The following is a 13,164-nucleotide window of genomic DNA, read 5'->3' as shown; positions in this document are numbered from 1 at the left end:
TGCCCTCTGATATCAGAAAATGATATCAGATCGCGGGCAGCAACGGCAAGCGCCGATGGCGGCGGCCGCGCCTTCCGTCCGTCCCCTCACCGCCAGTGACCCGGCACCCAATAGCCGTAGCGGTCGAAATGCGGCGGCACCCAGATGGGGCGATAGATGGGGCGATAGACGGGGGCCGGCACCACCAGCAGGGGCGGCGGCAGCCGCACCGGCCGCGGCACCACCCAGACCGGGCCGGGATGCCAGCCGCCCGGCCCCCACCACGCCCGGGCTGGGCTGGGCGCGAGCAGCGGCAGGGCGAGCAGCGTGGTGGCCAGCAGGGCGGATCGCAGGGTGAAGCGGGTCATGACAGCCTCCTTCAGCCATCCCCCGCATCCTGCGCGCGCCGGCCTTGTCCCATCCTGGCCCGCGCATGAAAGCCGGGCCCGGCCGCCGTCACGCGGCGACACGGGCCAGGTCCCGCGCCGCGGCCGCGGGCCCCGTCACACGGAAAAATACTTCGCCCGCGGATGGTGCAGCACGATGGCGCTGGTGCTCTGCTCCGGGTGCAACTGCCACTCGTCGCTGATCGAGACGCCGATGCGCTCCGCGCCCAGCAGCCGCAGCAGGGGCACCTGGTCCTCCAGCCGCGGGCAGGCCGGATAGCCGAAGGAATAGCGGCCGCCGCGATAGCCCTGGCTCAGCATCCGCTCCATGTCGCGGTCGTCCTCGCCGGAGAAGCCCCATTCGGCGCGGATGCGCTTGTGGGTGTATTCCGCCATCGCCTCGGCCATCTCCACCGAGAGGCCGTGCAGGTAGAGATAGTCCTGGTAGCGGTTCTCCTCGAACCACTCCCGCGCCATGTCGCTGGCCTTCTGGCCGACGGTGACCACCTGCAGCCCGATCACGTCGCGCGCCAGCGGCCCGTCCTCGATGTCGCGGACGAAATCGGCGATGCACTCGCCATCCTGCTTCGGCTGGCGCGGCAGGGTGAAGCGGCCGGCCTCGGTCGCGCCATCCGCCTCGAACAGCACCAGGTCGTTGCCCTGGCCGGCGCATTTCCAGTAGCCGTAGATCGCCTGCGGGCGGAGGATCTGCTGCTCCTCGGCCAAGGCCAGCATGCGCCGCAGCACCGGCCGCAGCTCCTGCTTCGCCCAGCCGAGGAAATCCTCCAGGCTGCGGCCCTGCTTCCGGAAGCCCCACTGGAATTGATAGAGGCTGCGCTCGTTGATGAAGGGCACGATGGCCTTCGGCGCCGCCTCGATCACCCGCGCGCCCCAGAAGGGCGGGTCGGGCACCGGCTCGCCGGCGGTGACGCGGCGGCGGCGCTCCTGGGCGTAGTTGACATCGACCGGCGCGAAGCCGCGCGGATCGGCCTGGCCGAGGGTGCGGCTCTCGTTCCGCGCCTTGCCCTTGCGCTTCTGCTGGATGGCGGCGAGGTAGTCGTCGAAGCCGTTGCCCGTCACCTTGTCCATCAGGTGCAGCCCGTCGAAGGCGTCGCGGGCATAGGCGACGCGGCCCGTCGCCTCGCCGCCGGCATAGGCGCGGACGCAATCCTCCTCGACATAGTTGCGGGTGAGCGCGGCGCCGCCGAGCAGCACCGGCACGTCGAGGCCGATGCGGCTCATCTCCTCGAGGTTCTCGCGCATCACGACGGTGGACTTCACCAGCAGCCCGCTCATGCCGATGGCATGCGCCCGGTGCTCCTTCACCGCCGCCACCATGTCGGCGAGCGGCACCTTGATGCCGAGATTGACCACGCGGTAGCCGTTGTTGGTCAGGATGATGTCGACCAGGTTCTTGCCGATGTCGTGCACGTCGCCCTTCACCGTGGCGAGGACGATGGTGCCCTTCTCCTGGCCCTCCGCCTTCTCCATGAAGGGCTCGAGATAGGCGACGGCGGCCTTCATGGTCTCGGCCGATTGCAGCACGAAGGGCAGCTGCATCTTGCCGGCGCCGAACAGCTCGCCCACCACCTTCATGCCGTCGAGCAGGATGGTGTTGATGATGTCGAGCGGGGCGATGCCCTTGTCGAGCGCGTCCTGCAGCTCCTCGTGCAGCCCCTTGCGGTCGCCGTCGACGATGCGGTCCTTGAGGCGGCCCTCCACCGTCGCGGCCTTCACCTTCTTGGCGGCATCCGCCGCCTTGCGGCCGGCGAAGATCTCCAGCAGCCGCTGCAGCGGGTCGTAGCCCTCGGCGCGGCGGTCGAAGATCAGGTCCTCGGCGACCTTCACCTCCTCCGGCGGGATGGCGTGCAGCGGCTTGATCTTCGAGACATGCACGATGGCGCCGGTCATGCCGGCCTTCACCGCATGGTCGAGGAAGACGCTGTTCAGCACGTGCCGCGCCGCGGGGTTGAGGCCGAAGCTGATGTTGGACAGGCCGAGGATGATCTGGATGTCCGGGAATTCCTCCCGGATCATGCGGATGCCCTCGAGCGTCCAGAGGCCGAGCTTGCGGTCGTCCTCGTTGCCGGTGGCGATGGTGAAGGTCAGCGGGTCGATCAGCAGGTCGCTCTGCGGCAGCCCGTGCCGGGTGCAGGCGAAATCGACCAGCCGGCGGGCGATGCGCAGCTTGTCCTCGGCGGTCTTGGCCATGCCCACCTCGTCGATGGTGAGCGCGATGACCGCGGCGCCGAATTTCTTCGCCAGGACCAGGCGGTCGGTGGCATGGCCCTCGCCATCCTCGAAATTGATCGAGTTGATGATCGGCTTGCCGCCATGCAGCTTCAGCGCCGCCTCGATCACCGGCGTCTCGGTGCTGTCGATCACCAGCGGCGCGTTGACGCTGCCGGTGAAGCGGCGGACCACCTCGTTCATCTCGGCCATCTCGTCGCGGCCGACGAAGGCGGTGCAGAGGTCGAGGCTGTTCGAGCCCTCCCCCACCTGCTCGCGGCCCATGGCGACGCAGCCATCCCAGTCATGCGCCGCCTGCCGCTCCCGCCAGGCCTTGGAGCCGTTGGCGTTGCAGCGCTCGCCGATGGAGAAATAGGCGTTCTCCTGCCGCAGCGCGGTGGCGCCGTAGAGCGAGGCGACGGAGGGCACCCAGTGATGCCTGCGGGCGACCGGCGCCGGCCGCCACGCCCCGTGCCGGCGCAGCATCGCATCGAGCGCGGCGATGTGCGGGGTCGAGGTGCCGCAGCAGCCGCCGATCAGGTTCACCCCGTCCTCGCGGACGAAGCGCTCCATCCAGCTCGCCATCTCCTCGGCACCGAGGGGGTAGTGGGTGCGGCCATCCACCAGCTCGGGCAGGCCGGCATTGGGCTGCACGCTGATCAGGCCCGGCCAGTTCTGGCTCAGCCAGCGCACATGCTCGGCCATCTCCTGCGGCCCGGTGGCGCAGTTGAGGCCGATCAGCGGCACGTCGAGGGCATGCACCACCGTCGAGGCGGCGGCGATGTCGGGGCCGACCAGCAGCGTGCCGGTGGTCTCGACCGTGACCTGGACGAAGATCGGGATGTCGGCGCCGGTCTCGCGGATCACGGCCTTGGCGGCGTTGACGGCGGCCTTGATGTAGAGCGTGTCCTGGTTGGTCTCGGTCAGCAGCGCATCGACGCCGCCGGCGATGAGGCCGCGGCACTGCTCCTCCAGCGCCGCCTGCAGCCGGTCGTACTCGATATGGCCGAGGGAGGGCAGCTTGGTGCCGGGGCCGATATCGCCGATCACCCAGCGGTCGCGGCCATCGGCGAAGCTCTCGGCGGCCTCCCGCGCCAGCTCGCCGGCGATGCGGTTGATGGCGAAGGCCTCGCCCTCCAGCTCGAACTCGCCGAGGGTGACCGGGCTGCCGCCGAAGCTGTTGGTCAGCACCATGTCGGCGCCGGCCTCGTAATAGCCGCGATGGATCTCGCGCACGAGGTCGGGGCGGGAGAGGTTCAGCACCTCGGTGCAGTTCTCCTTGCCGCGATAGTCCCGGTCGATGTCGAGGGTGAGGGCCTGCACGCGGCTGCCCATGCCGCCGTCGCAGAGCAGCACGCGGTCGCGGAGGGCGTCGAGCAGATGGGGACGGGCGGTGGAGCGAGCCATGGGGGGGCGTTCCGCGAGATCAGAAGGTCAGGGCAGGCTGGGCGGCGACGGCGCCGGCGATGCGGCGGGCGGACCAGAGGCGGACGGCGATGCGGCCCGGGATCTCGGTGGCGGGCGGGGCGAGGCAGCCGGCGGCGGCGAGCCATTGCGCCATCTCGTCATCGTCGAAGCCGGGCCAGCGATGCGCGTGGTCGGTGGCGAGCTCCACCTTGCCGTGCGGGCCGAGATCGAGGACGAGCAGCAGCCCGTCCGGCCGCAGCACCCGCGCCGCCTCGGCCAGCGCCGCGCCCGGATCCTCGGCGTAGTGCAGGACCATCTGCAGGGTGACGAGGTCGAAGCAGGCATCCGGCAGCGGCAGGCGGTACATGTCGGCCTGGCGCACGCTGCAGCGCGGGCTGAGGCCGCGCTCGGTCAGCCGCGCCCGGGCGAGGGCCAGCATGTCGCGGCTGGCATCGACGCCGAGGGCGCTCTCGGCGCGGCCGGCGAGGAGCTCGAGCAGGCGGCCGGTGCCGGTGCCGATGTCGAGCACGCGGCCGGGGCGGTCCGGCAGGGCGGCGAGCAGCGCCGCCTCGATCGCCTCGGCGGGCAGGCCGAGGGCGCGCATCTCATCCCAGTCGGCGCCGTGGCGGCGGAAGCTGTCGGAGGCGGCGCGGGCCCGCTCGGCGGCGAGGCGGGCGGCCTGGCGCCGGTCGGCGGCGAGCTGCGGGTCCTCCTCCGGCAGGCGGGCGAGAAGCTGGTGGACGAGGTTGGCGCCGGGGGGCACCTGGAAATAGGCGTTCGCCCCCTCCGGCAGGCGCTCCAGCAGCCCGGCCTCGACCAGCAGCCGGAGATGGCGCGACAGCCGCGGCTGCGACTGGCCGAGCACCTCGCACAGATCGGTCACGCAGAAGGCCCCCCGCGCGCAGAGCGCCAGCAACCGAAGCCGCGTCGGCTCCGCGGCAGCGCGCAGTTGGACCAGAAATTTTTCCATGATTCTGGATCTGGCATAAAGATATCCTTATGTCCAGCATGAGCCCTGGAGTATGGCAGAAATGTGGCAAATCGATGCGCGGATTCCCGTGCGCGTGACCAGGGACAGGGCGGCGATGCAACTGGCTCTGGCCGCCGGGGGAAGCGCTGCCGTGCTGGCCGAGGCGCCGCCGCCGCCGCTGCCGCGGGGGGCCGTGGCGCTGGCAAGCTTCGACCCGGCCCTGCCGCACGCCGCGGCCTGCGCCTGTTGCGGCGGACGCCCACCCGTTGCCGCGGCGCTGGACCGGCTGTTCCAGGCGCGGGTGCGCAACCAGTGTCCCTGGTTCGAGCGGGTCGTCGCGCTGGCGGAGACCCCGGCGGCCGAGGCCGCCATCGCCGCCGCGCTCGCCGGGGATGCCGTCACGCTCGCCCGCTTCCGGGCGGCGGAGGCCTAGAGCAGATCCCGATCAGGGGGACTCCCCTGATCGGGTGAAGATGCTCCGGAAACAGGAGCCTGGGGCGCTTCCCGTGAACCGGCCTTCACGGGAAGCGCCCTAGGTCCGGGCCAGCCGGGCCGCATGCCAGCGGAGATGGTCCTCCACGAGGCTGGCGATGAAGAAGTAGGAGTGGTCGTACCCCTCCTGCCGCCGCAAGGTCAGCGGGATGCCGGCCTTGCCGCAGGCCGCCTCCAGCAGCTCGGGCTTGAGCTGGGCCTCGAGGAAGCCGTCCGCCGTCCCCTGGTCCACCAGGATGTCCGGCACCCGCGCCCCGTCCTCGATCAGCGCCGTCGCGTCATATTCGCGCCAGGCGGCACGGTCCGGGCCGAGATAGCCGGACAGCGCCTTCTCCCCCCAGGGGCAGCGCAGCGGCGAGCAGATCGGCGCGAAGGCCGAGACCGCGGCATAGCGCCCGGGATTGCGCAGCGCGATGGTCAGCGCGCCATGCCCGCCCATGGAATGGCCCATGATGCCCTGCTGCTCGAGATCGGCCGGCAGCTCGGCGCCGACCAACGCCGGCAGTTCCCGCTCGATATAGCTCCGCATGCGGTAATGCGTCGCCCAGGGCTGCGCCGTGGCATCGACATAGAAGCCGGCGCCCAGACCGAAGTCATAGGCCTTCTCCGGGTCGTCCGGCACGCCCTCGCCGCGCGGCGAGGTGTCGGGCGCCACCAGCAGCAGGCCGAGCTCGGCCGCGACGCGCTGCGCCCCGGCCTTCACCGTGAAATTCTCCTCCGTGCAGGTCAGCCCGGCGAGGAACCACACCACCGGCACCGTCGCCCCGTCCAGCGCCTGCGGCGGCAGATAGGCGGCGAAGCGCATCTCCGTCCCCGTCTCGGCGGAGCGGTGGCGCAGCACGCGCTGCTCGCCGCCGAAGCAGCGGGCGCGCGAGAGGATCTCCGCCGCCATGCTAGAAGATCACCACCGAGCGGATCGACTGGCCCGCATGCATCAGGTCGAAGGCGTCGTTGATCTTCTCGAGCGGCATGGTGTGGGTGATCAGGTCGTCGATGTTGATCTTCCCCTCCATGTACCAGTCGACGATTTTCGGCACGTCGGTGCGGCCGCGCGCGCCGCCGAAGGCGGTGCCCTTCCAGACCCGGCCGGTGACGAGCTGGAAGGGCCGCGTGGCGATCTCCCGCCCCGCCTCGGCGACGCCGATGATAATGCTCTGGCCCCAGCCGCGATGGCAGCATTCCAGCGCCTGGCGCATGACGTTGACGTTGCCCGTCGCGTCGAAGGAGAAGTCGGCGCCGCCATCCGTCAGGTCGGCGATCGCCTGCACCACCTTGTCGTTGCCGACCTCCTTCGGGTTGACGAAGTGGGTCATGCCGAATTTCCGCGCCATCTCCTGCTTCGCCGGGTTGATGTCGACGCCGATGATCTTGTCGGCGCCCACCATGCGGGCGCCCTGGATCACGTTCAGCCCGATGCCGCCGAGGCCGAAGACCACCACATTGGCGCCCGGCCAGACCTTGGCGGTGTAGATCACCGCGCCGATGCCCGTCGTCACGCCGCAGCCGATGTAGCAGATCTTGTCGAAGGGGGCGTCCTCGCGCACCTTCGCCACGGCGATCTCCGGCAGCACGGTGAAGTTCGAGAAGGTGCTGCAGCCCATGTAGTGGTAGACGGTGTTGCCCGAGGGCGCGCTGCGCCCCGTGGGCTCGCAGTGGAAGCGGCTGGTGCCGTCCGGCATCACCCCCTTGCCCTGGGTGGCGCGGATCGCGGTGCAGAGGTTGCTGCGCTGGCTGAGGCAGGTTTTGCACTGCCGGCATTCCGGCGTGTAGAGCGGGATCACGTGGTCGCCCGGCTTCACGCTGGTGACGCCGGCGCCGACCTCGCGCACGATGCCGGCGCCCTCATGGCCGAGGATGGCGGGGAAGAGCCCCTCCGAATCCAGCCCGTCCAGCGTATAGGCGTCGGTGTGGCAGACGCCGGTCGCCATGACCTCGACCAGCACCTCGCCGGCCTTCGGCCCCTCCAGATCGACGGTGTCGATGGTGAGCGGCTTCTTGGCCTCCCAGGCGACGGCGGCGCGCGTCTTCATCCGGCTCCCTCCCTTGCATCCATGGCGCGGCGACATGCGCGTGGCATGTGTGGGCCGATCCTGCCCCCGCAAGGGCCGGCGGGAAACCCTCGACCTTGGTAGTGGGAAGGTCCGCCCCCTCCCCCGTCCCATCGGGCCCGCGGCCCGGCGCGGAACCCGGACAGGCCGGGGCTAGAGCAGGATCCGCTCACGCCGGTTCGCGGGCCAGAGCCCAGCGCGGTGTTGGGTCGCGGGATGCACGCCTTCGGTGAGTCCATCCCAGGCGATCACGCTCCAACGGCCAGGGGATCGGGGCTCTCGCTTGCTCTAAGACATATCTCGATATATCTGATACGCGCTTCCCAGGGCCCGCCCGAAGCCCGCCGGCGCCGCCGCGCCCGGTTGGCGGCCCGCAACCAGGACAACCGGACATGGACCAGGCCGTCACTGCCGTCCTCGAGACCTACGAGGCGATGATCCGCGCCGAACGCGCCGCCCCGCGCGCGATGCCGCCCGGCGGCCGCGACGGCGGCCAGGACATGCGGATGCGCGCCGTCGGGCCGGAGACCGGGCGGCTGCTCAACATCCTCGCCCGCAGCCTCGCGGCGCCGACCATCCTCGAGCTCGGCACCTCCTTCGGCTATTCCGGCCTCTGGCTCGCCGAGGCGGCGCGCGCCACCGGCGGCCGCCTCGTCACCATGGAGCTGCACGCCTACAAATCCGCCTTCGCGCGCGAGATGGCGGAGAAGGCCGGGCTCGCGGCGCATGTCGAGTTCCTGGTCGGCGATGCGGTGGCGATGATCCAGGCCCTGCCGGGCAAGGTCGATTTCGTGCTCGTCGATCTCTGGAAGGACCTCTACCTGCCCTGCCTCGAGGCCTTCTACCCGCGGCTCAATCCCGGCGCGATCGTGGTCGCCGACAACATGATCCGCCCGGGCAATGCCGATGTGCGGCGCTATGGCGAGGCGGTGCGCGCCAAGCCCGGCATGCGCAGCGTGCTGTTGCCGGTCGGCAGCGGCATCGAGGTCAGCCGCTTCCTGCCGGCGGGATGGGAGGCGTAGCGGCGCGGCCCCGCCTGCCGCCAGGGTGCCTCCCCTGGACACCGGTTCGGGGGAAGCACCCTGGATCATTGTTTTCAGGACATCTTCACCCGATCGGGTGAGCCCACCCGATCGGGATCTGCTCCAGCCGGGTGATCGCTTGAGGTGGCGTCACCGAGAGGCGCCCGGTCGCGGCGGCGGCCGATGCGAGGTCGTTGGGGGGATGTCCCGCCGCGGCCGGCGGGCCGGCCTCAGCCGCCGAGCATCGCCCGGATGCGCTGCACCAGCGCCTCGGTGGTGAAGGGCTTGGTCATGACCTGCAGCCCCGGCTCCAGCGGGTCGGTGCCGAGGACCGCCTGCTCGGCATAGCCGGTGATGAACAGCACCCGCAGCCCGGGCCGGTGCAGCCGCGCCGCATCCGCCAGCTGCCGCCCGTTCATGCCGCCAGGCAGGCCGACATCGGTCACCAGCAGGTCGATCCGCGCCGGCGATCGCAGCAGCGCCAGCCCGGCGGCGGCGTCGCCGGCCTCAAGCACCGCATAGCCGATATCGCGAAGCACCTCGCCGGCGAAGGTCCGGACCGTCGGCTCGTCATCGACGACCAGCACCGTCTCGCCGGCCCCGGCCGGCGCCGCCGCCGGCCGGCCCGGCGCCGGCTCCACCGTCTCGGCCTCGCCATAGTGGCGCGGCAGGTAGAGCCGCATCGTGGTGCCCCGGCCGAGCTCGGACTGGATCCGCGCCTGGCCGCCGGATTGCCGGGCGAAGCCGTAGATCATGGACAGGCCGAGCCCGGTGCCCTGCCCCAGCGGCTTGGTGGTGAAGAAGGGGTCGAAGGCGCGCGCCGCGACCTCGGGCGCCATGCCGGTGCCGGTATCGGTGACGGCGATCGTCACATAGGGCCCGGGCGGCAGGTCGCGCTCGCGGGCGCTGCGGCCGTCGAGCCGCAGATTCGCCGTCTCGATGGTCAGCCGGCCGCCCCCGGGCATGGCGTCGCGGGCGTTGATGCAAAGGTTGAGCAGGGCGTTCTCGAGCTGGTTCGGATCGACCAGGGTCGGCCAGAGCCGCGGCGCGCCGACCACGGTGAGCGTGATGGCCGGCCCGATCGAGCGCCGGATCAGCTCCTCCATGCCGGCGATCAGGCGGTTCACCTCGGTCGGGCGGGGATCGAGGGTCTGCCGGCGCGAGAAGGCGAGCAGGCGATGGGTCAGCGCCGCGGCGCGGCGCGCCGCGCCCTGGGCGGTGGTGATGTAGCGGCCGGTCTCGGCGAAGCGGCCCTCCTGCAGCCGCCGGTTCAGCAGCTCGAGCGCGCCGGTGATGCCGGTCAGCAGGTTGTTGAAGTCGTGCGCGATGCCGCCGGTGAGCTGGCCGACCGCCTCCATCTTCTGGCTCTGCCGGAGCTGCGCCTCGAGCGCGCGCTGCTCGGTGACGTTGTGGCCGGTGGCGTAGATCTCCTCGCCCTCCGGGATGCAGGTCCAGCTATGGCTGCGGTAGCTGCCGTCCTGGTGGCGGAGCCGGAGGTCGAGGCCGCGCACCGCCTCGCCGGCCAGCAGCCGCTGCCAGGCCGCCTGCAGGGCGGGGAGGTCGTCGGGATGCGCCAGGTCGGTGTAGAGCAGGCCGGCCAGGGCCTCGGGCGGATGGCCGAGATCCTTGGTCCAGGCCGGGTTCACCGCCTTGGCGCGGCCATCGCGCCCCCAGATGGCCAGCAGGTCGTTGCTGACCGTCCAGATCCGGTCGCGCTCGCGCGTACGGTTCTCCACCAGCTGCTCGAGCCCGGTGTTCATCGCCTGCAGCACCGCCTCGGCGCGCTTGCGGTCGGTGATGTCGAGCACGGTGCCGATCAGCCGCACCGGCGCGCCGCGCTCGAAATGCGTCTCGCCATTGGCGAAGACCCAGCGCTCGATCCCATCCTCGATGCCGATGGTGCGGTACTCGCAGGAGAACTGGCCGGAGCCGGCGGGATCGAGGGCCGCGCGCACCGCCGCATCGGCCCGCGCCCGGTCCTCGGGATGCAGCCCGGCGAGGAAGGTGCCCTCGTAGCTGACCGGCGCGCCGGGCGGCAGGCCGAACAGCGCGCGGCAGCGGTCGTCCCAGTTGAGCAGGTCCTCCGGCACCCGGTAGTCGAAGGTGCCGATCCCGGCCGCGGCGGTGGCCAGGCGCAGCCGGTCGTCCCGCTCGCGCAGCGCGGCATCGGCGCGCTCGAGCGCGCTGCGGTCGAACATGGCGCCGATCATGCGGATCGGCTTGCCGTCGCCGTCGCGGATGACGTAGCCGCGGTCGAGCACCGCGGCATAGCTGTCATCGGCGCGGCGGAAGCGGTATTCGCCGGACCAGCTGGTGCCGCCGCCCTCGATCACGGCATGGATGCTGCGGTCGATCCGCGCCCGGTCCTCGGGATGGATCGTGGCCAGCCACCAGGCGCCGGTCGGCTCCACCGCAGACGGCGCCCAGCCATAGGCCGATGCCAGCGCCTCGTTCCAGCGCACGGCGTTGTTGGTGAGATCCCAGTCCCAGATCGCGTCGCGCGTCGCCCGCTGCGCCAGCCGGTAGCGCTCGTTGATCGCCTCCGCCACGTCGCCGCTGCGGCGCTGCCGCGTGCGGTCGCTCAGGACCTTGAGGAAGCCGATCTGCGCCCCGGCATCGTCGCGCAGCGGCAGCATCTCGGCGCCGGCCCAGAAGCGGCTGCCGTCCTTGCGCTGGTGCCAGCGCGATTCGCCGGTCCGCCCGTGCCGCCGGCTCGCCTGCATCTCGGCCGCCGGCAGCTGCGCGGCGCGGTCTTCCGGCGTGAACAGGATCGCCATGGGCTGCCCCACCGCCTCCGGCTCGCTCCAGCCGAACAGCCGCTCGGCGCCGGCATTCCAGCCGGTGATGCGGCCCTCGAGGTCGGTCGCCACGATGGCGGTGTCGACGGCGCTGGCGAGGGTCTGCTGGCGCAGCGCATCGGCCTGGTCGCGCTGGGCCAGGGCCTGGCGCAACGCGACCTGCAGCCCGGCCTGGCGGGCCAGCGCGCGCAGCAGGTCGCGCTGCCCGGGATCGAGCCCACCGGGCCGTGGCGCGGTGTCGAGCACGCAGAGCAGGCCGACCACGCGCCCCTCCGAACAGACCGGCAGGCCGGCATAGAAGCGCAGCCCGGGCGGCCCGGCGACGAGCGGATCGGCGGCGAGGCGCGGCTCCGCCGCGGCATCGGGGACGACCAGCCCTCCCGCCTCGGGCGGGCCGGGCCAGCCGCGGGCGATGGCCTCCGCCGCCTCGGCGGGCAGCGGGCCGAAAGTGGCGAGCGCCGCCTCGTCGGGCCCGTCGGCCCGCCGCAGCAGCGCCATCGGCGCGCCGAGCAGCGCCGCCGCCAGCCGCGGAATATCCGCGAAGGCGGCCTCGGCGGGGCGCGGCCCGGGCACGGCATCGGGTGGCTCGGTCATGCCGGGCGCGTGGCGGCCTGCCGGCAACGGGCCAGGCACGGAACCGGAATGCGGCGAAGACTGTCTGGCCGGACCATCGAGCAGCTTCTAACAGGCGGTGACGACGCACGATATCGACGATGGCGCGGGGTCCGAAGGCCGGCCCTCGCCGGCGAGCCGGCCTGCCAGGCCAGGGCCGCCGCCGCCCCATCGCGCGCTGCCCGCGCATGGCGTTCAGGGCCGAACGCCGGCGGCCGGCCACCGTTCGCCGCCAGGGTCCAGCCGGCCCCGCACTCCCATGGTTCCGGATCGGGACCTAATCCGGTGCCTCCCCGGCGGCGCCATAGGCCATCCAGCCGCCATCGACCGGCAGGGTGATGCCGGTGACGTAGCTCGCTGCCGGCGAGGCGAGGAACCAGGCCGCCTCGGCGATCTCCTCCGGCCGCGCCAGCCGCCCGAGCGGCGCCCGGCGGGCGATGGCGCCGGTGTCGATCTTGCCCTCGCGCTCCAGCGCCTCGACCAGGGGCGTGCGCACATAGCCCGGGGCGATGGCGTTCACCCGGATGCCGCGCCGGCCCCATTCGGCGGCGAGGCTGCGGGTGAGCGCGATGATGCCCGCCTTGGCGGCGCCGTAGCCGTTGCGCCGCGGCAGGCCGGTGAGGCCGGCGATGGAGGCGAGGCCGATGATGGCGCCGCGCCCCTCCCCCTCGCCGGGCTCGCGGGCCAGCATCGCCTGCGCCGCCTCGCGGGCGCAGAGGAAGCTGCCCTTCAGGTGGATGTCGAGCTGGCGGGCGAAATGCGCGCCGCTCTGCTCCAGCGTCGGCTGGATGCTGTCGGCGATGCCGGCATTGTTCACCAGCACGTCGAGCCGGCCGAGGCGTTGCACCACCGCTGCAACCATGGCGGTGACCTGCGCTTCCTCGGCGACGTCGCAGGCGAGGGCGAGATGCCCCTCGCCCAGCTCGCGGGCGCGCGCCTCGGCGGCGTCCCGCCGCAGATCGGCGATGGCCAGGCGATGCCCGCCGGCCGCGAAGCGCCGGGCGATGGCCCAGCCGATGCCATCCGCCCCGCCGGTCACCAGCGTGACCGGCCTGTTCTGTTCCGCCATCCGCGTCCTCCCGGGTCTGCGGGCGCAGCATCCCCCGGAAGCGCCGCCGGGGAACAGCCCCGGCGGCGGGACGGGCGCGGCGAGATGCCGGCCTCGTACCCGGCGCATGACGTCCTGGCCCGCGGCCCGCAGGGCCGGGCGCCGAAGGCCCA

The 13,164-nt window shown here is 72.2% G+C and carries 9 protein-coding genes; 2 read left to right on the top strand and 7 right to left on the bottom strand.

Going from position 1 to position 13,164, the window contains the following annotated elements; translation table 11 throughout:
• Positions 1-86: 86 nt before the first annotated feature.
• From DOO78_RS15455 to DOO78_RS15445, 3 genes are all read right to left on the bottom strand, one after another.
• Positions 87-347, bottom strand: coding sequence for a hypothetical protein (locus DOO78_RS15455; protein ID WP_111470759.1), 261 nt, complete (start codon positions 345-347; stop codon positions 87-89).
• Positions 348-482: 135 nt separating this feature from the next.
• Positions 483-4,001 carry a methionine synthase gene (gene metH, locus DOO78_RS15450; protein ID WP_111470758.1) on the bottom strand — a complete coding sequence of 1,173 codons (3,519 nt, stop codon included), beginning with the start codon at positions 3,999-4,001 and terminating at the stop codon, positions 483-485.
• Positions 4,002-4,020: 19 nt separating this feature from the next.
• Entirely contained in the window at positions 4,021-4,971 is a 951-nt protein-coding gene (locus DOO78_RS15445) for an ArsR/SmtB family transcription factor (RefSeq protein ID WP_111470757.1), read from the bottom strand.
• Between the two features lie 115 nt (positions 4,972-5,086).
• Between DOO78_RS15445 and DOO78_RS15440 the strand changes: the two genes are divergently transcribed.
• Positions 5,087-5,404 (top strand): hypothetical protein, encoded by a 318-nt coding sequence (locus DOO78_RS15440; RefSeq protein WP_111470756.1) that lies wholly within the window; start codon positions 5,087-5,089, stop codon positions 5,402-5,404.
• Positions 5,405-5,503: 99 nt separating this feature from the next.
• On the opposite strand, the gene fghA is transcribed toward DOO78_RS15440, so the two are convergent.
• The gene (fghA, locus tag DOO78_RS15435; protein ID WP_111470755.1) at positions 5,504-6,355 is read right to left on the bottom strand and encodes an S-formylglutathione hydrolase; all 852 of its coding nucleotides are present in this window, start codon (positions 6,353-6,355) and stop codon (positions 5,504-5,506) included.
• 1 nt (position 6,356) lies between these two features.
• Positions 6,357-7,493, bottom strand: a complete 1,137-nt coding sequence (locus tag DOO78_RS15430; protein WP_111470754.1) for an S-(hydroxymethyl)glutathione dehydrogenase/class III alcohol dehydrogenase — start codon at positions 7,491-7,493, stop codon at positions 6,357-6,359.
• Positions 7,494-7,903: 410 nt separating this feature from the next.
• Here DOO78_RS15430 and DOO78_RS15425 point away from each other — a divergent pair, with 410 nt between their 5' ends.
• Positions 7,904-8,533 (top strand): O-methyltransferase, encoded by a 630-nt coding sequence (locus DOO78_RS15425; RefSeq protein ID WP_111470753.1) that lies wholly within the window; start codon positions 7,904-7,906, stop codon positions 8,531-8,533.
• Positions 8,534-8,763: 230 nt separating this feature from the next.
• Here the strand turns inward: DOO78_RS15425 and DOO78_RS28185 are convergent, their stop codons facing one another.
• A complete protein-coding gene (locus tag DOO78_RS28185) occupies positions 8,764-11,925 on the bottom strand; it encodes a PAS domain-containing protein (protein WP_111470752.1) in 3,162 nt (1,053 codons plus the stop codon).
• Positions 11,926-12,220: 295 nt separating this feature from the next.
• Positions 12,221-13,012 (bottom strand): SDR family oxidoreductase, encoded by a 792-nt coding sequence (locus DOO78_RS15415; protein WP_111470751.1) that lies wholly within the window; start codon positions 13,010-13,012, stop codon positions 12,221-12,223.
• Positions 13,013-13,164: the final 152 nt, after the last annotated feature.

It is taken from the genome of Roseicella frigidaeris, assembly GCF_003258945.1.
In the GTDB taxonomy this organism is placed as follows: domain Bacteria; phylum Pseudomonadota; class Alphaproteobacteria; order Acetobacterales; family Acetobacteraceae; genus Paracraurococcus; species Paracraurococcus frigidaeris.
Note: the sequence above shows the minus strand (reverse complement) of the source record. Positions and strands in the feature narration are given on the sequence as shown.